The sequence below is a fragment of the Shimia sp. Alg240-R146 genome, assembly GCF_947331465.1.
Classification (GTDB): Bacteria; Pseudomonadota; Alphaproteobacteria; order Rhodobacterales; family Rhodobacteraceae; genus Shimia.
Genome location: NZ_CAMZOK010000001.1, coordinates 202694 through 225699 on the forward strand (window position 1 = coordinate 202694; position 23006 = coordinate 225699).

The window sequence follows — 23006 nt, forward strand, 5'->3', positions numbered from 1 at the left end:
ATTGAACGGGGAGAAACTCATGGAATACCTTGCCGTGTTGGCCGCCGCTGCGGCCTCCTATGCATTTGGCGCAATCTGGTACATGGCACTGGCCAAACCGTGGATGCAAGCCGCAGGCGTCGAAGTCGGAGAAGATGGTCAACCTGCCAACTCCAAAAACCCGACACCTTACATTCTCGCCTTTGTTTGCGCGTTGATCGTCGCAGGCATGATGCGCCACGTCTTTGCGCTGTCCGCTATCGAAACGTTCGACAAAGGCATCATTGGCGGCCTCGGCATTGGCCTCTTTCTCGCCACGCCATGGGTTGTCACCAACTACGGTTTCGCAGGCCGCAGCCGCACGCTGATGATCATCGACGGCGGGTATGCCACCCTTGGCTGTACGATCATGGGCGCGGTTCTGACGCTTATCTAAAAGCCAGCCTCCGCAACGCAAAACGCCCGAAGGCTCATCCTTCGGGCGTTTTCACATAGAACTGTCAGACAAATCAGCCGTATACGGCCTCTTTGCCGAAATGCTTTGTCAGCATGTAATACACCACAGCGCGGTATTTGTTGCGCTCGGATTTGCCGTAGGTTTCGATCACCGAATTGATGGCTTCCATCAATGCAGGGCTGTCGGCCAGACCCAGTTTTTTCATCAAAAAGTTGGTTTTAACGGTCTCAAGTTCGCTTTCCTGCGAACCTGCCACTGTCGAGGCATCGTCGTTATAGATCGCCGGACCACACCCGATGGTCACCTTTGTCAAAAGGTCCATGTCCGGTGTCATTCCGCATTTGTTTTTCAGATCATCCGCGTATTTGGCGATCAACTCGTCACGTTTGCCCATCACTATCTCCCAGGTCGTTGGCGCAATTGCCTTGTTCGTTTTGGTGCCTCTGTTGGCTGCCTGAAACAGTAAACACGGATTTACACCAGACAAAGGGAAATCTGCCGCGCCTTTCCCCGCAAACGCGTTTGCTCTCTGGCCAATCCCAAACCGCCCGCCTAGTGTGCGCGTTTTCACGGCAACCAATGGGGTCAAAATGTTGCGTTGGGGTATCATCGGCACCGGGTTCATTTCACACGCCATGCTAGGTGCGATTGCCAAGTCCAAAGGCTCTGTTGCCACCGCGATTGCGGGCCGCAACGAGACCGCGCTGGCCGACATGCAAGCGCAGTATCAAATCCCACAGGGTTGCCCTGACACAGCTGATCTCTTGGCCTCAGACGACGTCGATGTGGTCTATATCGCCCTGCCCAACCACCTGCACGCCGACGCAACCACGGCCGCGCTCGCTGCTGGCAAACCGGTGCTGTGCGAAAAGTCCCTGACGGTGTCCATGTCCGACGCCGAGGCCCTTTCGAAGGCCGCACGCTCCAGCGGCCTATTCTTTGCCGAAGGCCTTATGTACCTCGCCCATCCCTTGATGGCTCAATTCATGTCTCTGATGCGTGACCCGACATTTGGCGAACTGCGGTCTGTATCCGGCTTTTACGCCGCCGACATCTGGCAGGTCGTGAACCCCGCAGGCGGCGGCACGCTGTATAACCTCGGCTGCTACCCCGCGTCCCTGCTGCATCTCGTGGTGCAAACCATGTGCGGCGACACGGCCTTTGGCGCACGCACGATGGCGGCGCATGGCTCCGTGAATGCCGATGGCAATATACAAGACACAACGCTGTCCGTCCGCTTTGACAACGGTGTTTTCGCCACCCTGCAAAGCAGCGACAGCCACGGCATGGCCTTTGGATTTGAGGTCATCACCACCAAAGGCGCGCTGCGGTTTGACACCAACCCTTGGCTGCCTGACGCGGGCGACAGCCGCATGATCTGGCGGCCGTTCGATGGCCCTGAACGCCCGATAGTGGTGAGCGACGCCAACGACGCGTTTTATCATCAAACCCGCATGGTCGAACGCGCTTTGATCAGCCGCACAACGGAGGCGCAACGCCCCTCGCCGCGCCTGTCTGATAGCCTAGAGATCATGCAGTTTCTGACGGATTGGGATGTGGCGGCGCAGGGATAGTCGCTTCTACGACACCAACCCTAAACGGTCTTCAAACAGATCTTCAGATTGCGAAAAGCAGATCTTCCGTTGCGCAGAGGCGACGCGCTTGTTTGTCGGTTTTAGCTCGTTTTTGCAGACCACAATTGGTCGAACGGCACGAAGAAACAGGCATTGAAAGGGGCAAGGTGGTCTCGGCCTCGAACCGTTCATTACGAGCACTTTTCTGTGCTGGGGAATTCAGGATTCCGCTAGGTATCTAACTTTTTCACACCTTCAGTTTCGAGGAGTTGGACTGTACCAAATCGGTGACGTGTAAGCGCGATCTTGAATTGAAATCGGGGCAACCGATGGAATGCTTTTTTCAAACACTGCGGCGTCTACAGTCGTCCATCGGGGCGTAGGAATTTCAAGAACGCGAACGTAATAAAAGGCCGGTTGCGACGGGTCGAAATCAGGGTCTTCCCAGTAGGTAGCAAGGTATGGGGCCCCAATACTATTGGTCCATGTCGCAGTCTCGCGGTCAACCGTGTTTCCAACATCCCCTAGACAAGCAGACTTCTCGATTTTGCGTCCTGCGCAATCGATGTCAAATATCTGTTCGGACAAGGTGCCATCCTTAGTGAGCCAGCCCTTCACAATTTGCACACGATCGAGGTTCGCACCATTCGGGTCACGCAATGCCCGGACAAGAAAACCCGGTGGACGGCCCTTTGCATCTTTGGTCAGCTCACCACCCATAGGTACGCCGTTTGCATATCCGTGGGATGCAAAGTCCGACCGCAAAGGATCACCGTCTTCAAAATCATATCCGGCAAAGACACGAACGCGCATGCGTGAACCGGTTGTCGCATAGACTTCGCGCCGCGCCATCGCATCCCAAATCGCTTCGCGAGTGTTCTCACGTGCCCATACCGCTGCAAGACCCGAAGCCGACGTTTCCCACGCATATTGCGCGACCGAAGCGTCACCCCCTACGCCTCCTACGACTTCTTCGAACCTGATGGGATCGGCGGTTGGTTCCAACGCCGTCACTTTGCCGAAATGGTTCTCCTCACGCGACGTGGCCAATGACGTGTGGCTATCCGTGGAGCCGATCATACCAAACTTCCACGGGTTGGTTCCAAGCTTTGCCTCATATGCAAGTCCGCGCTTCAAGGCTTCGCGGGCGTACTCACGAGGGATCATGTCCGGTGTTTTGGGCGCTGGTCCCAATTGCCCTTTATCCCAAGTCTCGAAATCGGCGAATGGGTCTTCAGGAGACAACATTGGGTGAGCCTCGCCGTCGCCTTTCATCTGGGTGACCTCATAGAGTGGCTCCCACTTAGCGCGTTTTCTTGCGTATTCGTCGTCTATCGGATCGCTGGTCCCCAACTTAACGTCGTCAAACATCAGCCCGTTTGACAAATTTCCGTTGTGCGGGATAGCGAGCAAACGATCCCCTGTGGCGTCCTCGTATCGCTCCATCCAATCCCAGAGGTCTTCTGGATTAGCGCTGTCGTATTGGGAAAAGGGAAGGATCGTATCCGCCGTCTCTTTTCCACCGCGAAAAATCACGTTTCGATGAAGGTTGCTGCGGTCAAATGTGGAGGTCCATTCAAAACCGATGAGCGCCGTAAATTGGCCTGGCTGATTATGGCTTTCAGCGGCTTCCGTAATTCTGTGCCAAACACTTTCGTAAAGGCCATCGACATCCGCAAGCGGGTCACTGCCCGTTGCCTTTGTCGTTGAGAAAATCTCCCAAGCTCCTGCAGGGTCGTTCGCATCCATGCGATCAATAAGGGATTTGCCAAACTCAGTCGAAGCCAGACGCGGGTCGCGTTCCACAAGAAGAGGCGCAATGCCTAGATTTTCGGCGTGATCCGCAACCACCAAAAAATCGAGAGGGCTTTGAAGCCGAGCCGGAATTCCGGTTGAGGCGGTCACCGTTTCGCCTTTGGCAAACCTGAACGCCTCATCAGGCCCGAGTGTGTTGCCAATTAAGCCGGCGTCAGCCGAGAAGCTGGTATGTAGATGAGTGTCCCCGAAGAAGACCTGATTTGGAAAATCCTGAGTTAGGTAAGGCGAGTATTCACGATCTCCAGGAACAACGAAGGGCACGTCCTCCTGTGCGATCGCAGGAACGCCAGACAACAACATAAGCGTGGCCGAAAGATATAAATGGCGCATTTGCGTTTTCCTCATTTTGTCAGGGTGTACCAGACGGACGAGGTCTGGGCGCGCCCATGGAATGTTGCTGGCTTCCCAGTTGATGCGAAATCAATGCCTGGCTTGATCGCGCTATCGATCGAAGGTCGAGCGTCGGGTTTTTGTAAAACAAACCTGACAGAATGCAGCGGCGTTTGACTTGCCTTTTGCACTGGCGATCGACGCCATGACAACCGCAGTCAAACTGAAATCATGAGCTCCTTTGCGCTCTCAAGTTTACTCAGAAATATATTTTCTCGCCAATCATCACCAACAGTGTGGTTCAACTGAAAGGCTATTGCATGAATGACCGCGAGTCTATCTGGACGACGGAGCCAATTGCCAGCAAAAACCCGCGGTGAGCACTGCCTTGGCTCTGGCAAGCAGAGGATAAAAAATCTCTTTTCTAAGGGCATCGATGACCGTTGATTTAAACTTGGCGAGCATAAAAGTTAGAGGCGCGACGATCTTCAATGTCTTCTTTTGAGGAATTCGCGGAACGAATGCCTACTACCTGCGCATAGCTGTGATCCGAGCGTTGTGCGGAATCCGTCACGACGGGCTTAACCCGACTTTCGCCGCAACCGCACCTTCCCCAAAAACCAAAAACGGCGCCCCACCTCTGGGACGCCGCTCTGTATCTCAACCAACAAAACCGCTTAGTAGCGATAGTGCTCTGGCTTGAACGGACCTTCCGCCGACACGCCGATATAGGCCGCCTGCTCCGGTGTCAGTTTCGACAGCTTCGCGCCCACTTTGGCGAGGTGCAGCGCAGCCACTTTCTCGTCCAGATGCTTGGGCAGGATGTAGACTTCATTGTCGTACTGATCACCCTTGGTGAACAATTCAATCTGCGCCAGCACCTGGTTGGTGAACGACGCCGACATCACAAACGACGGGTGGCCCGTCGCGTTGCCAAGGTTCAGCAAACGACCTTCAGACAGAAGGATCAACCGGTTGCCCGACGGCATCTCGATCATATCCACCTGTTCTTTGATGTTGGTCCACTTGTGGTTCTTCAGGTTCGCGACCTGAATTTCGTTGTCGAAGTGGCCAATGTTGCCAACAATCGCCATGTCCTTCATCTCGCGCATGTGCTCGATACGGATCACGTCTTTGTTGCCGGTGGTGGTGATGAACAGGTCCGCGTCGAGGCTCTCTTCGAGCAACACAACCTCATAGCCATCCATCGCCGCCTGAAGCGCGCAGATTGGATCAGCTTCGGTCACTTTCACGCGTGCGCCCGCACCCGACAGCGACGCCGCCGAGCCCTTGCCCACATCGCCGTAGCCACAGACAACGGCCACTTTGCCGGCCATCATCGTGTCGGTGGCGCGGCGGATGCCGTCCACGAGCGATTCTTTACAGCCGTACTTGTTGTCGAACTTCGACTTAGTGACAGAATCGTTCACGTTGATCGCAGGGAAAGGCAGTTCGCCCTTTTTGTGCAGATCATACAAGCGGTGAACACCAGTGGTGGTTTCCTCGGACACGCCCATGATCGCTTCGCGGGTCTTTGTGAACCAGCCGGGGCTTGCCGCCATGCGCTTTTTGATCTGCGCGTGAATGGCTTCTTCTTCCTCGGATGTGGCCACACCCAAATCTTCGCCCGCCTCGGCTTTGGCGCCCAGCAAAACGTAAAGTGTCGCGTCGCCGCCATCGTCAAGGATTAGGTTTGCGCCTTCTGGGAACATGAACGATTGGTCCAGGTAATCCCAATGCTCTTCCAACGACTGACCTTTGATCGCAAAGACCGGCACGCCGGATGCGGCAATCGCCGCCGCCGCGTGGTCCTGAGTCGAGAAGATGTTGCAGCTCGCCCAACGCACATCCGCGCCCAGCGCGACCAGCGTTTCGATCAGACAGGCGGTCTGGATGGTCATGTGCAATGACCCAACAATGCGCGCGCCCGTGAGCGGTTTGCTTTCACCAAACTCTTCGCGCAGCGCCATCAGGCCCGGCATCTCGGTTTCAGCAATGTCCAGTTCTTTGCGGCCGTAGTCCGCCAGTGAGATGTCTTTAACGATATAATCGGTCGCCATCGCGCCCAGCTCCTTACGAGTTATCCATCGCGTGCAGATAACACCGCAGGGTCTTTTCTACAACGGGACCTCGCCCGATTTGCCGGAACCGGATTGCGGGCGTGTTTCCTGATGCCAATCGGTGCCCGCAGCCACGATACAGCTTACACCCATGGGGTTGGTCATGATGACCGTAAATGTGCCGGTTTTTTCCGACACCCAGACTTCAACGAGCGTGGTTTTGTTGGTGGTCACACCCTGCAGCCCACCGGCGGTCAACGCCTCAGAATACTTGCTGGAAAGCCGCGCCACCACATCATCGCGCTCGGCACAATGTAGGCCCTGCGCAGCCACCGGCGGCGCGGTTGCGGCCATGCCAAAAAGCACAGCTCCACCAAAAAGTCGCTTAAACATAACAGCCTCCTTTTCACGCTGTGATCAGACAATGTGAGGAGGACACGCGGGAGGAAGCAATAAACGTGCCCCCCTCGCTATTTATGTCGGCACCACCGTGCGCGTTTGCAAAACACGGGTGATCACGTTGTTTTGTTGGCAGCACGTGATACCGGCACAAAAAAAGGATGCTCCTGAAATGTGGCATTTTTGGGGCAGTGGCAATTCCCGTTGCGCATATGCCACCCCAGCGGTAACCAAGTCCCGTTCGCAATTACCGAGGTGCACCGTGGCACGAGCCTGGCAACGCATGCTTTCGGGGCGCAGGCTTGACCTGTTGGACCCGACCCCTTTCGACATCGAGATCGAAGACATCGCGCATGGCCTTGCTTTCGTGGCGCGCTGGAATGGCCAGACCAAGGGTGACTTTGCCTATTCGGTGGCAGAACACTCTCTCTTGGTCGAAGAGCTTTTTGGCCGCATGTATCCGACGGCACCCATGAAATGGCGCCTCGCCGCCTTGCTGCATGACGCGCCCGAATACGTCATCGGCGACATGATTTCTCCGGTCAAAGCGGCCGTCGGCCCGTCCTACGGTGAACTCGACGACCGCCTGACCGCGGCCATCCACATCCGCTTTGGCCTGCCCGCCGCGACGCCCAAACGCATCAAGGCGCAAATCAAAAAAGCCGACAAGATCAGTGCATGGATGGAAGCCACCCAGATCGCGGGCTTTTCTGTGACCGAGGCCAACAAGTTGTTTGGACGCCCCGATCCAAAGGTCATCGAAGGCCTTTCAATCCGGCTGCGCCCTCCGGTCGAGGCTCGCAACGATTTTACCGCCCGCCATTCAGAACTTCTTGCCAAGATATAGGTTTTGCGCTGAATTAGTCTCTGAATTTTCCAAAAGGCCATTTGTCCGATGACCCAGATCACAGTTCGTCCCGGCGGCGAAGCCGACCTCCGCCAAGCCAAAGATCTTTTGAACGACATCATCGCGGCTGGAGGCACCACGGCCATCACCAACCCTCTGTCGCGTGAGGATCTTGGCGATTGGCTGATGGCCGATCCAGACAAAGCAATCTGGCATATTGCCGAAGACAGCGACGGCAACCTGTTGGGCTTTCAATGGATTGGCCCTTGGGGGGATCTCCCGCCCGAGGCGTGCGAGATCGGCACCTTTGTCAAATCCGGCCGCACCGGGCTAGGGATTGGCTCCAAGCTGTTTGAGGCCACCAAGCCGGCTGCACGCGGCATGGGATACAGGTGGATCGACGCCGAAATCCGCGCCGACAATACAGGCGGGCTGGCCTACTACCAATCGCGCGGGTTTGAACAGTACAAGCGCAAAGAAAACATCACGCTCGACGACGGCACCATCGTCGCAAAATGCCTAAAACGCTACATCCTCTGATCCCTATTAGGCGCTGGGCAACACATCGCGCTGCACCATCGCCCGAAGCGCGAAATTGGACCGCATGTTGCGAATGCCTTTGATCGCCATCAATCGATGCTCAAGAAACGCGTCAAACGCATCCAGATCTGCCGCCACCACACGCAACAGGATATCGCGCGAACCGCTCATCAAATAGCACTCCATCACCTCGCCCAGCGGCCGTATCGCCCGCTCAAAGGCTTCGATCGCTTCCGATCCCTGTTTCTCCAGCTCTACCGATACAAAGATCGTCACAGGCAAACCAACTTTGCGCGCGTCGACCCGTGCGCCAAAGCCGGTGATGACCCCGTCGGCCTGCAACTTTTCCAACCGCCGCGCACATGGGGTGGCCGACAGACCAACAGACTCAGCCAGATCAGACAGCTTCATTCGGCCATCATCCTGAAGCGCACTGAGAATTTTGCGATCAATCGCGTCCATAGCTGATTCCTCTAATTTTGACGCCAGAATTAGCCCAAACCCCCAATAATCGCCAGACACGGCTTGGAAGTTTGGTGAAAACCTCCATCGCACCTGTGCCAAATTCTCTCAACTTCGCGACCAGGATGACCAAAGGAAACCGCAGATGCGCATAACCCCTGTTCAGACCCCATCTCATGAAACTGTTTTGCGCGTCCATGACGCCGAAATTGGCCTGACCGGATTTATTGCGGTGCATTCCACCCACCTTGGTCCCGCAGCGGGCGGGCTACGCATGCGCCCCTATTCAAGCGAAGACGCCGCACTGACAGATGCCCTGCGCCTTAGCCGTGGCATGACCTACAAAAACGCTGCAGCGGGTCTGCCGCTCGGTGGCGGCAAGGCCGTCATTATGGGGGATGCCGCGCAAAAAACACCGGCGCAGCTGTTGTCGTTCGCCCGCGCAGTGGAATCCCTTAAGGGCCGCTACTGGACCGCTGAGGACATGGGCATGAGCCCCGCCGACATGGAACTGATGGCGCAGGAAACCAAATACGTTGCTGGCCTGCCCAACGGCAGCCATGCGTCGGGCGATCCTTCTCCAATCACCGCGCGCGGCATCTTCAATTCGATCAAAACCACCACCCGTCACCGGTTTGGAAATAATGACCTGACCGGATGCACTGTCTCCGTGCAGGGCTTGGGTCACGTTGGTGGTTACTTGTGCCAATATCTTCATGATGCGGGTGCAAAACTGATTGTGGCCGACCTCGACCAGAACCGCGTTCAGGAAATATGCGAAAAATTCGACGCCAAAGCCGCCACAGCGGATGGCATCCTGACTGCCAAAGCTGACATCTTTGCCCCCTGTGCCATCGGCGCAATCGTGAACGAGGCGTCGATTGCCGCACTTAACGTCGCCGCTGTCTGTGGTGGGGCAAACAACCAACTCGCTACACCCGAAGACGGCGACCGCCTGCACGCACGCGGCATTCTTTATGCACCTGATTTTGTCGCCAATGCCGGTGGCATCATCAACGTCGCAACCGAAATCCTGGAGATCGACAACCGCACTGCCTATGTCGACGAAAAACTCGCCACACTCGACGTCACTCTTGATGCGATGCTCACTCGCGCCAAGCAGATGAACTGCAGCCCAGACGCTGTGGCTACGTCGATTGTCGATGAAATGCTCGCTTCTAGGGCCGCCTGATACTTCAAACAGCAGCTGGCGCCGCGCGAAGTGCCAGCCTCGCCCGTTTGCGGGCTTCCTATCCCGGCCTCTTTTGAGGTCGGGTTTTCTTTTCAATGCTGGAAAGCGGCACCTACGGGTTACCGACGCAATACCGTCGCGTTGCAGACAGCCGTTTTTGCTCTAGCGCGGGCTGCGCTTTGCCAAGATGCGTTGCAGCGTTCGGCGGTGCATATTCAGTCGCCGCGCTGTCTCAGACACGTTGCGATCACACAACTCATAAACCCGTTGGATGTGCTCCCAGCGCACGCGATCCGCGCTCATCGGGTTCTCCGGTGGCGGCGGCAACTCGTCTTCCGAGCTCAGCAGCGCGTGCATGATATCCGTCGCATCCGCAGGCTTGCTAAGGTAATCCGTCGCGCCAATCTTTACGGCAGCTACAGCAGTCGCAATGGCCCCATATCCGGTCAATACAACGACCTTGGCGTCCTCACGTTTTTCCTGAAGAACCTCAACAACATCAAGCCCGTTGCCGTCCTCGAGTCGAAGATCAACCACCGCATAGGCTGGAGGTCTTGCAGTCGCAATCGCCTTACCAGCGGCAACGGACCCGGCGGTTTCTACTTGAAAACCGCGCTTTTCCATAGCCTTAGCCAAGCGTCGCAGAAACGGCTCGTCGTCATCAACGAGAAGTAGTGTTTTGTCCGGCCCGATCTCCGGCAGCTCTTTGTCCGCCATTTTGCCTCTTCCCTTCAGTATTTATCCAGTATTAGCGGGACAGACAAAGAGGGTCAAACACAGCGCCCCTACATGTTGTCGACAAAGCAGCCAACGCTTTTGGCCATATCCTCAGGCGTCGTGTCACGCCGGAAGTATTCCACAAAACCATGCCCGGGCAGGGTGAGGTAGGTGAAGGTCGAGTGATCCACGAGGTAAAACTCCTCGTCGCCATCTTCCGGCGTCTGTTTTTTGTAGTACGTGCGATAAGCTTGACTCGCCGCTTTGACCTGCTCGGCCGAGCCGGTCAGGCCAATCATGCGGGGATGCAGATACCCTGTGTATTCCTTGATCACGTCCGGTGTATCCCGCGCCGGATCGATGCTGATAAAGGCGCCGTTCACAATTTTTCCTTCTTCTTCAAGAAGATCCATCGCCTCAGCATTCCGCGTTGCATCAAGTGGGCAGACATCAGGGCAGTAGGTATACCCGAAATAGATCAGCGTGGGTTTGGTTAGAACATCCTGATCGGTGACGACGCTTCCTTCCCCATCCACAAGCGTGAACGGCCCGCCAATCGCCCCGGCCCCGCCCGCGACCTGGCTTTGACGACATTGCGCGAACTGATCGCCGTCAGATGTTGTCTGTGAAACGTACCACATCCCGCCCAAAGCAAGGATCACCACAAAAACGGCCACCGCGGCTAGCGTGCGCATCATAACACCATTCCTAATGCCAAGTTGATTGATGAGTGTCAGAGACCTAACAATTGTTAACGCGAACTCAAGGACAAAACACACCAGATGACCGATTTCTCGACCGAACTCCTGTCCAGCGACCGACGCGGCAATTGGATCCGACTGCGCACAATCATACTCGTGCGTTGGATCGCTATCATAGGCCAAGTATCAGCCCTACTGGTCGCGCAATTCGGGTTTGGGCTCGAAATCGAATACGGGCTTTGCTACCTGGCCGTCGGTGTGTCCGTCATTGGCAACCTCGTTGCGCTTTTTGTTTTCCCGGAAAACAAGCTGCTGAGCGAGACCGAAAACATGTTCATGATCCTCTTCGACATCCTGCAGCTTGGGTTTCTGCTTTTTCTGACCGGAGGCTTGAACAACCCATTTTCTTTCCTCGTTGTCGGCCCCGTGACGGTGTCTGCACTGGTTTTGTCTGTGCGTTCCTCACTGATCGTCGCGACACTTGCCATCGCAATGGTCACATTGCTTTTGAATTTCCATCTGCCACTGCGAATGCAGGAGTTTTTCATCCTGCGAATTCCCGACGTCTTCCTGTATGGAAACTGGGGCGCAATCGTCATCGCCATCATGTTTTCTTCTCTCTATTCACGTCGAGTGGTGACCGAGATGTCTTCGATGGCCGATGCCTTGGCTGCCACGCAAATGGCCTTGGCCCGCGAGCAAAAGCTCACCGACCTAGGGGGCGTCGTGGCTGCTGCTGCCCACGAACTGGGTACGCCGCTTGCCACGATCAAATTGACCAGCTCCGAATTGATGGAAGAACTGGACGACAACCCGGAACTGCGCGACGACGCCGCCTTGATCCGTGAGCAGGCCGATCGTTGCCGGGATATCTTGCGCTCGATGGGACGCGCGGGAAAAGACGACCTACACTTGCGCCGGGCACCGTTCTCCGCGGTAATCGAGGAGGCCGCTGAACCCCATTTGGACCGGGGAAAGGCCATCTATTTTGAGCACTTAGGTCTGGTCGATGGCCCCGAAATTCCGAGACCCGCAGAAATCGTGCACGGTCTGAGAAACCTGATTCAGAATGCCGTAGATTTCGCTCGCACCACCGTCTGGGTCGAAACTGAATGGGACGAAGAAAGGTTGTTTGTTCGGATCATGGATGACGGCAAAGGCTTTCCTCCACACCTTATCGGGCGCATTGGGGATCCCTTCATTCGCCGCCGGCGCTCGGAAAAGGAACGGTCACAGCGCCCCGGGTACGAAGGTATGGGTTTGGGCCTGTTTATCGCCAAAACGTTGCTGGAACGCACCGGAGCTGAACTGAACTTCGCAAACGGAACAAACGAAGAGATGGATCACAAAGACGAGGGTTTGGGCGCCATCGTAGAGGTGGTTTGGCTTCGCGCAAAATTCGACGCTGACGCATCCAATGGCGCTCTTGGACAAAACCCACGCCTAAAAGCATAATTCGGGACCTGCACCGCATTGTTAACACACTATTAACCAACCTTACGCGAAGCTTGAGAGGCGCTCCAGTGTTGGGGATTTGCTTTGTTTGATTCGAGTATCGAGTTTTTAGTTGTTTTGATTGGTGTCTGCGGCCTTGTGGTTGCAATTTTCGTGGCGGCATATTTCGCTCGCAGACATCGGCCCAGTAACGCCGTTGACCTCGGCGACGAAGCTGTTTGCATCTATAGAAACGGCGTCTTGGTTGAGGCGAACGCCGCTGGTTTGAGGCTTTTGACCAGTCGCGGCGGCACCGAAACCAATTGGCGTGCTCTGCGTCGGCTTTTGGCGGAACGCTTCCCGAACTTTCCCGAAAACCAAGGCACGGTGAAGGACCAGGACACCACCGTTCTTGCCTCACTGAATTCGCAAGATACCGACATTGTCACCATCGACCAATGGCAAGGTGTCGCACGCGTTTCCGTTCTTAATCAAAAGGTTGCCACCATAGAAGGCCCGCCCGTTGAAACCGAGATCTCGCTGCGCGCACCTTACCCGATTTGGATCTGCGACAGCGATGGCGCTGTCACTTGGTGCAATGACGCATATCACAAATTTGCCCTGTCCTTGGGCTACCTCTCGTCGCAAGAACCTCCTCAAATTTTTGACGTGCCTTCCCAAAAACCTGGGCCTCAACCGTGGCGTATCGGCATTGCTCAGCAAACCAAAGGGCTAACCCATTGGTTTGATGTCACTGCAGTTTCGTTGAAAGATGGCACGGTTTTCTTTGCAGTCGATGCCAATACAATCGTTGGCGCCGAAATGGCCCAGCGCAACATTGTCCAAACGCTGTCGCAAACATTTGCGCAGCTGCCAACCGGGTTGGCAGTGTTTGATCGAAGCAGGCAGTTGGTCTTGTTCAACCCGTCCCTCACAGCCCTTACCGATCTGCCTCCACCAATGTTGTCGGACCATCCCACAATAACCGCTTTCTTCGACGCTTTGCGCGAAAGCCGGATCGCACCTGAACCACAAAGCTCTCTGTCTTGGCAGGCGCATGTCGCCGCCATCATTCAATCAGCGGAGCAAGGCCAATATTGCGAAACATGGGAATTGCCATCGGGGAAAACCTACCGCGTCACCGGACGCCCGCAACCGGACGGCGCAATCGCAATACTGTTTGATGATATTTCGGCAGAAATGTCCCTGACACGACGGTTCCGCGCAGAGATTGACATCGCACACGCCGCGCTGGATGCGCTGGACGAACCGGTCGCGCTGTTTTCGCAATCGGGTGAGCATTTGCTCTGTAATCACGCTTACCGCAGTTTCTGGAAGGCGGATCCGGACACCAGCTTTGCAACGTACACCATCCATGACGCAACCGACCTTTGGGCCTCGGAGGTCTGTGATACGCCCGCATGGCAAGATTTTAGGAGCGCGGTTTTATCGAAAAGCTCCCGTCAAATCTGGACCGGCACACTGGCACTTCGGACATTCGGTTTGGTCGATGTCGCTCTCACCCCGATTGCCGGCGGCGCCACTCTGGTAAAGTTCCGCCGATCGGCCACGCGCGACGTTACCCTGCCCGCTTGAGACTTGCAGGCGCACACAGGGCAGGTAGTGTGGCGCCATGTCGCCAATTATTCTTTCCTCTGCCGATGATACGGCTGCTCTCGCCGTTGAGCTCGGCGCAAAATTGCAGGCGGGCGATGTGCTCTTGCTAGAAGGCGATATTGGCGCCGGTAAAACCCATTTCGCCCGCAGTTTGATCCAATCTCTTCTCACTGTTTCTGAGGACGTGCCTTCGCCAACGTTCACGCTCGTGCAAATGTACGAAACTGAACAGGCTGAGCTCTGGCACGCTGACCTGTATCGCCTTACTTCGCCTGACGAAGTGGTCGAACTGGGACTCGTGGATGCATTTGAAGACGCAATCTGCCTTGTTGAATGGCCCGACAGGCTTGCAGAATTGCGGCCCGAAAACGCGCTGACTTTGACCTTCGCGCTTGGCGAAACAACTGGGTCCCGTATCCTTACCCCAAGCTTCAACGCACCGCGTTGGGCATCTGTCGTAGGCGCGATGTCAGATGGATGAGCGCGCAGACCTAATTGGCCAGTTCCTGGCGCAGACAGAATGGCAAAACGCAACGCGCGCATTGGTGGCTGGGGATGCGTCCAACCGCCGGTACGACCGGCTCACCAAACCCAATGGCACAACCGCAATTCTGATGGATGCCCCTCCGGACAAAGGCGAAGACGTGCGGCCTTTCTGTACGTTGGCGCTTTACCTCAGAGACATCGGGCTTTCTGCGCCAGAGATTTACGACGTCGACCACCACAACGGCTTCCTGATCCTCGAAGACCTCGGAGACGCCGTTTTTGCGCGCATCATCCACGATGACCCATCTCGTGAACAAAACCTCTATGAGCGCGCGACAGATGTTCTGGTTCATATGCATGCGCATCAAGCCCCTGATCTGGATACTTTTGACAATGCGCTCATGGCGGATATGACCGACGTTGCTTTCAGTTGGTATGCCATGGCGGGGGCATCCGATTGGCAGGGTGCGTTCACAGAGTTCCATGCACTGCTCTCAGCTCTGCTGCCTCTTCATGTAGCCCCGCCAACCGTTTTCATGCACCGCGATTACCACGCAGAGAACCTGCTTTGGCTTCCACAGAGATCCGGCGTGGCTCAGGTCGGCGTGCTGGATTTTCAGGACGCCAAACGCGCCCATCCTGCTTACGATCTCGTGTCTTTACTTCAGGACGCACGTCGCGATGTATCGCCCGAAATCGAAACCGCAATGATAGCGCGATATTGCACAGCCACGGGCGTAGAGATTGCCGATTTTGACGCCGCATATCACGTGCTGGGTGCCCAGCGGAATTTGCGAATTCTCGGTGTTTTTGCACGCCTTTGCCTCCATTTCGGCAAACCTCACTACGTAGACTTCATTCCGCGCGTACACCGACTTCTCATGCGGGACCTTGATCATCCGGCGCTGGCACCGGTTTCCGCACTCTTGCGAAAAGCCCTGCCAGAACCCACCCCACGCTTCCTAAGATCGATGAAAGACAGATGCGCGACTTTCCCAACGCTGTAATGCTTTTTGCTGCCGGTTTTGGCACCCGAATGGGTGCTTTGACGCGGACCACACCCAAACCGTTGATTCCGGTCGCGGGGCGCGCACTGATTGATCATACATTGGATCATGTTCACGCGATCGACCCCGACAGAATTGTGGTCAACACGCACTACCATCACGACCAGATGGCCGCGCATTTCGACGGGTCAGACGTGCAGCTCTCTCATGAAGCGCCCGATATTTTGGAAACCGGTGGCGGACTGCGTGCCGCTCTGCCGCTTTTAGGGCAGGGGCCTGTCTTCACCTCAAATACTGACGCGATCTGGCAGGGGCCGAACCCATTTGAAGTCGCCCTGGACGCATGGCGACCGGACGACATGGACGCGCTGCTGGTTTGTGTCCCGCAAGAGCGAGCAATTGGACACAAGGGGCAGGGCGATTTTGCATTGGCTCTCGACGGACGTATCACACGCGGCCCCGGCGTGATCTATGGCGGCGTACAAATCCTTAGAACTAACGGACTAGAAGCCATCCATGAGGGCGCGTTTTCCCTCAACCTGCTTTGGAACCAGATGCTTGCAAAGGGACGTCTGTTCGGGGTCTCTTATCCAGGGCACTGGTGTGATGTCGGCTCCCCCGAAGGCATCACTCTCGCCGAACAAATGTTGGGTACTCAAGATGTTTGATCCTGCCGAGTTTCCGCGCGTCTTTGGCGTCCCCCCGGGTGCCGATTTCCCTAAGGTGCTGGTCGACGGTATGTGCCACCGCATGGCGGGCTGCCCACCTGAGGACATGGCCCGTGTAGAGGTGATCGTGAACACCACCCGCATGGCGCGGCGGGTGTCGATGCTGTTTGATGATGGGCCCGCAATGCTTTTGCCTCGCATTCGTCTGCTCGGTGATTTCTCACGCGATGCGGCGGCGGACCTACCAGCATCCGCTTCACCCTTGCGACAACGGTTTGAGCTCATCCAATTGATCACCCGCTTGCTAGAGCAACAGCCCGATCTAGCCGCGCGCGCCTCGATTTACGATCTCGCCGATAGCCTTGCTGGTTTGTTCGACGAAATGTCTGGCGAAGGCGTTGATGTGGACACCATTGAATCCCTAGACGTCTCCGATCAGTCAGGCCACTGGGCCCGTGCGCAGCATTTCTTCGCGATCGCACGCCATTTTCTTGAGGACGTGAACGCCGCACCGGGGCAGGAGGCCCGCCAACGCCTAACGATTGAACGGCTCATCAAGAAGTGGACAGATGCACCGCCGCAGCATCCGGTAATCCTTGCAGGGTCCACCGGCTCACGTGGCACGATGATGTTGTTGATGCAGGCCGTGGCAAAACTACCGCAAGGCGCCATCGTTTTGCCAGGATTTGACACTGATATGCCAGCAAACGTCTGGCAGCAGATGTCCGACGCGTTGGAAGCCGAGGATCACCCACAATTTCGATTTCGCAAATTAATGGATGCACTGGCGATCACGCCTCAACAGATCTCGCCATGGCACACCTGCACCGCGCCAAACCCAATGCGAAACCGACTTGTTTCGCTAGCAATGCGCCCCGCGCCAGTCACCGATCAGTGGTTGACCGAAGGTCCGACCCTCGGAGACCTGAAAACCGCCACCTGCGACATCACCCTAATCGAGGCAACAACCCAACGCGAAGAAGCGCTCGCCATTGCCGCGCGGATGCGCAAAGCAGCACAAGACGGTCAAACCTGCGCATTGATCAGCCCGGACCGCATGCTGACCCGTCAAGTGACGGCCGCTTTGGATCGCTGGCGCATTGTGCCTGACGACAGCGCTGGCCAGCCGCTGCAATTGTCCCCACCCGGACGATTTTTGCGCCACGTTTCGAGTCTATTTCAGCGGAATCTGACCTCAGAAGCACTTTTGACTTTGCTCAAACATCCACTCACACACAGCGGTAAAGATCGCGGCAATCATCTTTTGTGGACGCGTGAATTGGAGCTTTGGATTCGTCGCAAGGCGGTGACATATCCCGATCCGGAAACGCTGAGAGACTGCGCTCTGACCAACGACTCCATCGATGCGGGTTGGATCGAATGGGTCATCTCGGCGTTTTGCGCCAAGGAACTCTCCGGCGACGTTGACCTCTCCGACCGCCTCGATGCGCACATCGTCTTGTCGGAACACATCGCCTCCGGACAAGAAGACGGCTCGGGCGCGTTGTGGCTCGAAGGGGCAGGGCGCAAGGCAGTTCAGGTTGTAAACGACCTACGCACACACGCTCCCGTCGCAGGTCTGATCACGGCCACCGACTACAGCGATCTATTTGGCGCGGTTCTGGCCCGCGAGGAAGTGCGCGACCGCGACGAGGGCCATCCCCACATTCTAATTTGGGGCACACTAGAAGCCCGCGTTCAAGGCGCCGATCTGGTAATCCTTGGCGGCTTGAACGAAGGAAGTTGGCCCGAGGCTCCAAGCCCCGATCCATGGCTTAATCGTAAAATGCGCCACGATGCCGGATTGCTTTTGCCGGAGCGCCGCATTGGGCTTTCGGCGCACGATTTCCAACAAGCGGTTTGCGCACCTGAGGTCTGGATAACCCGTGCGATCCGCTCCGACGAGGCTGAAACCGTGCCTTCGCGCTGGGTCAACCGATTGCTCAATCTGTTAGGAGGCCTGCCAGACCAGAACGGACCAGAGGCGCTTGCGGATATGCGAAGCCGTGGGCGCGTGTGGATCAACAACATCCATGCGCTGGAGACATTCAAGGAGACGCCACCGGCGTCACGCCCTTCGCCCACACCACCACAAGCGGCGCGACCACGGCGCCTGTCCGTCACAGAAATCAAACGCCTGATCCGCGATCCATATGCGGTTTATGCCAAGCATGTGCTGCGCCTGCGGCCCCTTGATCCGCTGATGCGCTCACCTGACGCTTTGTTGCGCGGCATTATCGTCCACGAGATTCTGGAACAGCTGATCAAGGAAAGCGTGGCCGAAGATCAACCGGTCACACGAGCTCGGTTGATGGAAATATCAGAGACTGTTCTTGCCCAAAACGTGCCTTGGCCCACCGCCCGTGCACTTTGGAAGGCGCGACTTGACCGCATTGCGGACCACATCGTCACCGAAGAGGCCAAACGTCGCCAGCGCGCCACACCCATTGCATTCGAAGCCCGCGCGCGTGCCGACATAGATGACCTCGACTTCACCCTGACGGGCACTGCCGACCGGCTTGACCGCACCTCGAATGGCGACTTGATCCTATATGATTACAAGACGGGCGCCCCGCCCAGCGCGGATGAGCAAACCTATTTCGACAAGCAGCTGTTGCTTGAGGCCGCAATGGCTGAGCGCGGTGCGTTCAAAGATATAGATCCGGCCGACGTGGCAGACGCAATCTATATCGGTCTCGGCCCCAAACCCAAAGATCAACCCGCGCCGCTGGGCGAAACCCCGACCGAAACCGTGTGGGAGGAATTCACCCGCCTGATCGGTGCCTACCTCACCGACGGCAAAGGCTTCACCGCCCGCCGCGCCATGCGTTCGGATATGGACGAAAGCGACTATGACCAGCTGGCCCGTTTTGGCGAATGGGACGCCACCGATGATCCAGAACCGGAGGCGCTGACATGAGTGAAATGAATGACGCCACCCGTCAGCAGGTCATCGCAGCCCGACCTGATGCGAGCACCTGGCTCTCCGCCAACGCCGGCTCTGGCAAAACCCGCGTTCTCACCGACCGTGTGGCGCGCTTGCTGCTCGAAGGCGTGCTGCCTCAGCACATTTTGTGCCTGACCTACACCAAAGCCGCCGCAAGCGAGATGCAGAACCGTCTGTTTGACCGACTTGGCAACTGGGCAATGAAAAGCGACGCTGCACTGACACAGGAACTCGCCGAACTTGGCGCCAACCCGCAGGCAAGACCAGAAGACCTCGCCAAGGCGCGCACTCTGTTTGCCCGCGCCATCGAAACGCCCGGTGGGCTCAAAATTCAAACGATCCACTCGTTTTGCGCATCCCTTTTGCGCCGTTTTCCACTCGAGGCCGGCGTCTCGCCTTTGTTCACGGAAATGGAGACCCGCGCCGCGGCGCTGCTGCGTGAAGAGATTGTCGAAGACATGGCGCGCAGCAGTGAGGCCCCACTTATCGAAGCCATCGCATTGCATTTCACCGGACAGGATCTCGAAGAGTTGACCGGTGAGATCACCCGCAAGGCCGATCTATTCCGCACCCCGAAATCGCGCAGTGAGCTATGCGAGATCTTTGACCTCCCCACGGGCTTCGACGCGTCGTCTGTCATCAATTCGGTTTTCCTTGGCGGAGAGGCAGAGCTGATCAACAGCCTCATCGCTTTGCTACGCACTGGCAGCAGCACCGACGTCAAAGCGGCTGACAAGCTGCAATCCATTGGCGCCCTCGACGCGACAGCCATCGCCACGATGGAAGGTGTATTTCTCACTGGCGCAAGCGCCAAGGAGCCTTTTTCGGCCAAGATAGGGTCTTTTCCGACCAAAAAACTACAGACTGCCAATCCCGATCTAATCGAAAAACTCCAACCTTTAATGCTGCGGGTCGAAGCAGCGCGGGAAAACCGGATTGCTCTGACCGCCGTCGAACGCAGCGCCGCGCTGCACGGGTTTGCACACGCTTTTGTCAAGCACTACGAGCATCAAAAACAACTGCGTGGCTGGCTTGATTTCGACGATTTGATTCTGCGTGCTCGTGCACTTCTGAATGAACCGCCTGTGGCGGAGTGGGTGTTGTATCGGCTGGATGGCGGCATCGACCACATTCTTGTGGACGAGGCGCAAGATACAAGTCCGGCGCAATGGCAGGTGATCGAACGTCTGGCTCAGGAATTCACCTCAGGGACTGGCGCGCGATCCGACATCACCCGCACAATCTTTGTTGTGGGGGACAAGAAGCAGTCGATCTACAGCTTTCAAGGTGCCGATCCAGCCGAATTTGACCGAATGCGGGGCGAGTTCGCCGACCGACTGGAACCGTCGGGTCACGCCTTGCAAAACTTGAGCCTAGAGTACTCGTTCCGCTCATCTCCCGCAGTCCTGAATCTTGTGGACGAGACCTTCAAAAACCGAGAACCCGCTGGATTTCCCAACGGCAATCGCCACATCGCGTTTCACGATCAAATGCCGGGGCGCGTCGATCTTTGGCCAGTAGTCGACCCAACTCCCAAGCCGGAAAAAGATGATTGGTTTGACCCTGTTGATCGCCGCGCGGACACGCACCACACCGTCATTCTGGCCCAGCGCCTCGCCCGTGAGATCAGACGCATGATCGACACCGGCGCAACCATCGCCACAACCAAAGGCACTGACGACATTTTTGCGCAGCGACCGGTGCGCGAAGGCGACTTCCTTATACTGGTTCAGCGCCGTTCGGATCTGTTTCACGAAATCATCCGGGCCTGCAAAACCGAAGGATTGGCGATTGCGGGCGCTGACCGATTGAAGGTTGGCGCGGAAATGGCCGTACGCGATCTCGGTGCCTTGCTGAGCTTTCTTGCAACGCCCGAGGACGACCTGTCGTTGGCAACAATCCTGCGTGCGCCGCTGTTTGGCTGGTCCGAACAAGCGCTATTTGATCTTGCGCACCGACGCATACCCAAACAACACTTGTGGGAGGCCCTGCGCAAACGCCGTGAAGAGTTTTCCGACACTCTGTCGGTTCTGGACGACCTGCGCAAACAGGCGGATTTTCTGCGGCCATATGATTTGATCGAAAGGGTTCTGACCCGCCATGAGGGGCGGCGAAAATTGCTGTCGCGGCTTGGTGGTGAAGCCGAAGACGGCATCAATGCGCTCTTGTCCCAAGCGCTGGCATACGAAAAATCATCCGTGCCCAGTCTCACGGGCTTCCTGCAATGGATGGAAACCGACGATCTGGAGATCAAGCGGCAAATGGACAGCGCCTCGAACCGCATTCGCGTGATGACGGTGCATGGCTCCAAAGGCCTCGAAGCACCTATTGTTATCATGCCAGACACCGGCCGCAGGATCACGCGAACCGACACGCCCATTGTTAACGTGGACGGCAAGGCGCTTTGGAACATGTCCAAAGATATGTCCCCTAGCCATCTGAACGCAGCGCGTGACCAAATGGCGGAGAGGCTTGAGGCAGAGCGGTTGCGGTTGCTTTATGTGGCCATGACCCGCGCCGAGAAATGGTTGATTGTGGCCGCCGCAGGTGAACTCGGGAAAGACGGCAAGAGCTGGTACGACACCATCGGTGCCGCCATGCAGAGATCCGGAGCGGTGACTCACACACTGCCGGGCGGCGAGGGGCTACGGATTGATCATGGAGACTGGTCTGGACCCGTGGATCTTGCGACGCCGCGCACGGAAATCACAGAGACACATCTGCCAGACATTTTGACAACCGACGCGCCGGAACCCCATCCAATCAAGGCCGCTCTTTCACCTTCCAACCTCGGCGGTGCTAAAGCGTTGCCAGGTGATTCCGGTCTTGACGAGGACGCCGCCTTGCGACGCGGATCGCAAGTCCATTTGCTACTGGAACATTTTCCGGATCACGACCGGGCGGCATGGCCTGGCGTATCCGAAGCGCTCTTGCAGGGTGAACTGGAGCCAAGCGAGCCTGCTGACCACGAAAGCCTTCTTGCGGAAGCCATGAGTGTATTGGACAACGCTGATCTTTGCTGGCTGTTTGACAAAGAAACTCTTGCAGAGGTTCCGCTCACAGCCACTTTGGGCCAACACCGCCTGCACGGCATCATCGACAGGCTGGTGATCACACCGGACCGTATTCTGGCGGTGGATTTCAAAACAAATGCCACCGTTCCACAGACGCCAGAACAAACCCCTGAAGGAGTGTTGCGACAGATGGGAGCCTATGCCCACGGCCTTGCTCAAATCTATCCAAACCACCGAATTGAAACCGGAATTCTGTGGACCCGCTCCGCCACCTACATGCCTCTACCACACGATCTTGTGACAAAATCGCTCGCAACCACAGGATACCTTGACGCCGCGGGTCCGCAAACCTAGTTTCACTCAAACGCAAAGCTTCCCACTTTCAGGAGATCTCCAATGGCAACCGTCGCTGTCACCGATGCCACTTTCGATGAAGAAGTCAAAAATTCCGACGTCCCTGTGGTCGTCGATTTCTGGGCCGAATGGTGCGGTCCTTGTAAGCAAATCGGCCCAGCCCTCGAAGAGCTGTCCGCCGAATACGACGGCAAAGTGAAGATCGCCAAGGTCGATGTCGACAGCAACCCTGGCGCAGCAGCTGCCTTGGGCGTGCGCGGCATCCCGGCGCTGTTCATCTTCAAAGACGGCAACGTTGTGTCCAACAAAAGCGGCGCGGCCCCCAAAGCGGCGCTGCAAAGCTGGATCGACGACTCGATCTGATCTTTGTGAAATTGACGAACAAAAGGCGTCCCAGTAGGGG

The 23006-nt window shown here is 56.7% G+C and carries 20 protein-coding genes; 13 read left to right on the plus strand and 7 right to left on the minus strand.

All coding sequences use genetic code 11. The features are described 5' to 3' along the window. Window positions 1–19 precede the first annotated feature (19 nt). Window positions 20–415: a DUF1761 domain-containing protein gene (locus PG871_RS00995; RefSeq protein ID WP_270725149.1), complete on the plus strand. Its 396-nt coding sequence runs from the start codon at window positions 20–22 to the stop codon at window positions 413–415. A gap of 73 nt (window positions 416–488) precedes the next feature. Here PG871_RS00995 and PG871_RS01000 read toward each other — a convergent pair whose 3' ends face one another. Next, entirely contained in the window at window positions 489–830 is a 342-nt protein-coding gene (locus PG871_RS01000) for a DUF2853 family protein (RefSeq protein ID WP_270725150.1), read from the minus strand. A gap of 196 nt (window positions 831–1026) precedes the next feature. Between PG871_RS01000 and PG871_RS01005 the strand changes: the two genes are divergently transcribed. Continuing rightward, the gene (locus tag PG871_RS01005) at window positions 1027–2010 is read left to right on the plus strand and encodes a Gfo/Idh/MocA family protein (protein ID WP_270725151.1); all 984 of its coding nucleotides are present in this window, start codon (window positions 1027–1029) and stop codon (window positions 2008–2010) included. 255 nt (window positions 2011–2265) lie between these two features. Here PG871_RS01005 and PG871_RS01010 read toward each other — a convergent pair whose 3' ends face one another. The 3 genes from PG871_RS01010 to PG871_RS01020 all read right to left on the minus strand — a co-directional run bounded on the left by PG871_RS01010 (window position 2266) and on the right by PG871_RS01020 (window position 6611). Next, window positions 2266–4158: a DUF3604 domain-containing protein gene (locus PG871_RS01010; RefSeq protein WP_270725152.1), complete on the minus strand. Its 1893-nt coding sequence runs from the start codon at window positions 4156–4158 to the stop codon at window positions 2266–2268. Between the two features lie 677 nt (window positions 4159–4835). Continuing rightward, complete coding sequence (gene ahcY, locus PG871_RS01015; RefSeq protein ID WP_270725153.1) at window positions 4836–6218, minus strand: adenosylhomocysteinase; 1383 nt, start codon at window positions 6216–6218, stop codon at window positions 4836–4838. A gap of 57 nt (window positions 6219–6275) precedes the next feature. Further along, complete coding sequence (locus PG871_RS01020) at window positions 6276–6611, minus strand: hypothetical protein (RefSeq protein WP_270725154.1); 336 nt, start codon at window positions 6609–6611, stop codon at window positions 6276–6278. Window positions 6612–6900: 289 nt separating this feature from the next. Between PG871_RS01020 and PG871_RS01025 the strand changes: the two genes are divergently transcribed. Both PG871_RS01025 and PG871_RS01030 read left to right on the plus strand, forming a co-directional pair. Continuing rightward, window positions 6901–7464 carry an HD family hydrolase gene (locus PG871_RS01025; RefSeq protein ID WP_270728648.1) on the plus strand — a complete coding sequence of 188 codons (564 nt, stop codon included), beginning with the start codon at window positions 6901–6903 and terminating at the stop codon, window positions 7462–7464. A 48-nt stretch (window positions 7465–7512) separates the two neighbouring features. Next, entirely contained in the window at window positions 7513–8004 is a 492-nt protein-coding gene (locus PG871_RS01030; RefSeq protein ID WP_270725157.1) for a GNAT family N-acetyltransferase, read from the plus strand. Window positions 8005–8010: 6 nt separating this feature from the next. Here PG871_RS01030 and PG871_RS01035 read toward each other — a convergent pair whose 3' ends face one another. Continuing rightward, on the minus strand, window positions 8011–8466 hold the full coding sequence (locus PG871_RS01035) for an Lrp/AsnC family transcriptional regulator (RefSeq protein WP_270725158.1): 456 nt from the start codon (window positions 8464–8466) through the stop codon (window positions 8011–8013). A 145-nt stretch (window positions 8467–8611) separates the two neighbouring features. On the opposite strand from PG871_RS01035, the gene PG871_RS01040 reads away from it, so the two are divergent. Beyond that, complete coding sequence (locus PG871_RS01040; protein ID WP_270725160.1) at window positions 8612–9658, plus strand: Glu/Leu/Phe/Val family dehydrogenase; 1047 nt, start codon at window positions 8612–8614, stop codon at window positions 9656–9658. Between the two features lie 162 nt (window positions 9659–9820). Here the strand turns inward: PG871_RS01040 and PG871_RS01045 are convergent, their stop codons facing one another. Both PG871_RS01045 and PG871_RS01050 read right to left on the minus strand, forming a co-directional pair. Then, entirely contained in the window at window positions 9821–10375 is a 555-nt protein-coding gene (locus PG871_RS01045) for an ActR/PrrA/RegA family redox response regulator transcription factor (protein WP_270725161.1), read from the minus strand. A 68-nt stretch (window positions 10376–10443) separates the two neighbouring features. Next, the gene (locus PG871_RS01050; RefSeq protein WP_270725162.1) at window positions 10444–11073 is read right to left on the minus strand and encodes an SCO family protein; all 630 of its coding nucleotides are present in this window, start codon (window positions 11071–11073) and stop codon (window positions 10444–10446) included. Window positions 11074–11157: 84 nt separating this feature from the next. On the opposite strand from PG871_RS01050, the gene regB reads away from it, so the two are divergent. The 8 genes from regB to trxA all read left to right on the plus strand — a co-directional run bounded on the left by regB (window position 11158) and on the right by trxA (window position 22966). After that, the gene (regB, locus tag PG871_RS01055; protein ID WP_270725164.1) at window positions 11158–12531 is read left to right on the plus strand and encodes a sensor histidine kinase RegB; all 1374 of its coding nucleotides are present in this window, start codon (window positions 11158–11160) and stop codon (window positions 12529–12531) included. Window positions 12532–12684: 153 nt separating this feature from the next. Beyond that, window positions 12685–14106: a PAS-domain containing protein gene (locus PG871_RS01060; protein WP_270725167.1), complete on the plus strand. Its 1422-nt coding sequence runs from the start codon at window positions 12685–12687 to the stop codon at window positions 14104–14106. 37 nt (window positions 14107–14143) lie between these two features. Next, a complete protein-coding gene (gene tsaE, locus PG871_RS01065; RefSeq protein WP_270725169.1) occupies window positions 14144–14608 on the plus strand; it encodes a tRNA (adenosine(37)-N6)-threonylcarbamoyltransferase complex ATPase subunit type 1 TsaE in 465 nt (154 codons plus the stop codon). After that, the gene (locus tag PG871_RS01070) at window positions 14601–15620 is read left to right on the plus strand and encodes an aminoglycoside phosphotransferase family protein (protein ID WP_270725171.1); all 1020 of its coding nucleotides are present in this window, start codon (window positions 14601–14603) and stop codon (window positions 15618–15620) included. The genes tsaE and PG871_RS01070 overlap by 8 nt, the downstream gene beginning before the upstream one ends. Further along, the gene (locus PG871_RS01075) at window positions 15596–16288 is read left to right on the plus strand and encodes a nucleotidyltransferase family protein (protein ID WP_270725173.1); all 693 of its coding nucleotides are present in this window, start codon (window positions 15596–15598) and stop codon (window positions 16286–16288) included. The genes PG871_RS01070 and PG871_RS01075 overlap by 25 nt, the downstream gene beginning before the upstream one ends. After that, window positions 16281–19208 (plus strand): double-strand break repair protein AddB, encoded by a 2928-nt coding sequence (addB, locus tag PG871_RS01080; protein WP_270725174.1) that lies wholly within the window; start codon window positions 16281–16283, stop codon window positions 19206–19208. Before PG871_RS01075 ends, addB begins: the two co-directional genes overlap by 8 nt. Continuing rightward, window positions 19205–22603: a double-strand break repair helicase AddA gene (gene addA, locus PG871_RS01085; RefSeq protein WP_270725176.1), complete on the plus strand. Its 3399-nt coding sequence runs from the start codon at window positions 19205–19207 to the stop codon at window positions 22601–22603. The genes addB and addA overlap by 4 nt, the downstream gene beginning before the upstream one ends. Before the next feature lie 42 nt (window positions 22604–22645). Continuing rightward, on the plus strand, window positions 22646–22966 hold the full coding sequence (gene trxA / locus PG871_RS01090; RefSeq protein ID WP_054004230.1) for a thioredoxin: 321 nt from the start codon (window positions 22646–22648) through the stop codon (window positions 22964–22966). The last annotated feature ends 40 nt before the right edge of the window (window positions 22967–23006 follow it).

Coding starts and splice junctions, on each gene's coding strand:
- PG871_RS00995 (WP_270725149.1), top strand. CDS start 20: ATGGAATACCTTGCCGTGTTGGCCGCCGCTGCGGCCTCCTATGCATTT.
- PG871_RS01000 (WP_270725150.1), bottom strand. CDS start 830: ATGGGCAAACGTGACGAGTTGATCGCCAAATACGCGGATGATCTGAAA.
- PG871_RS01005 (WP_270725151.1), top strand. CDS start 1,027: ATGTTGCGTTGGGGTATCATCGGCACCGGGTTCATTTCACACGCCATG.
- PG871_RS01010 (WP_270725152.1), bottom strand. CDS start 4,158: ATGCGCCATTTATATCTTTCGGCCACGCTTATGTTGTTGTCTGGCGTT.
- ahcY (WP_270725153.1), bottom strand. CDS start 6,218: ATGGCGACCGATTATATCGTTAAAGACATCTCACTGGCGGACTACGGC.
- PG871_RS01020 (WP_270725154.1), bottom strand. CDS start 6,611: ATGTTTAAGCGACTTTTTGGTGGAGCTGTGCTTTTTGGCATGGCCGCA.
- PG871_RS01025 (WP_270728648.1), top strand. CDS start 6,901: ATGCTTTCGGGGCGCAGGCTTGACCTGTTGGACCCGACCCCTTTCGAC.
- PG871_RS01030 (WP_270725157.1), top strand. CDS start 7,513: ATGACCCAGATCACAGTTCGTCCCGGCGGCGAAGCCGACCTCCGCCAA.
- PG871_RS01035 (WP_270725158.1), bottom strand. CDS start 8,466: ATGGACGCGATTGATCGCAAAATTCTCAGTGCGCTTCAGGATGATGGC.
- PG871_RS01040 (WP_270725160.1), top strand. CDS start 8,612: ATGCGCATAACCCCTGTTCAGACCCCATCTCATGAAACTGTTTTGCGC.
- PG871_RS01045 (WP_270725161.1), bottom strand. CDS start 10,375: ATGGCGGACAAAGAGCTGCCGGAGATCGGGCCGGACAAAACACTACTT.
- PG871_RS01050 (WP_270725162.1), bottom strand. CDS start 11,073: ATGATGCGCACGCTAGCCGCGGTGGCCGTTTTTGTGGTGATCCTTGCT.
- regB (WP_270725164.1), top strand. CDS start 11,158: ATGACCGATTTCTCGACCGAACTCCTGTCCAGCGACCGACGCGGCAAT.
- tsaE (WP_270725169.1), top strand. CDS start 14,144: ATGTCGCCAATTATTCTTTCCTCTGCCGATGATACGGCTGCTCTCGCC.
- PG871_RS01070 (WP_270725171.1), top strand. CDS start 14,601: ATGGATGAGCGCGCAGACCTAATTGGCCAGTTCCTGGCGCAGACAGAA.
- PG871_RS01075 (WP_270725173.1), top strand. CDS start 15,596: ATGCGCGACTTTCCCAACGCTGTAATGCTTTTTGCTGCCGGTTTTGGC.
- addB (WP_270725174.1), top strand. CDS start 16,281: ATGTTTGATCCTGCCGAGTTTCCGCGCGTCTTTGGCGTCCCCCCGGGT.
- addA (WP_270725176.1), top strand. CDS start 19,205: ATGAGTGAAATGAATGACGCCACCCGTCAGCAGGTCATCGCAGCCCGA.
- trxA (WP_054004230.1), top strand. CDS start 22,646: ATGGCAACCGTCGCTGTCACCGATGCCACTTTCGATGAAGAAGTCAAA.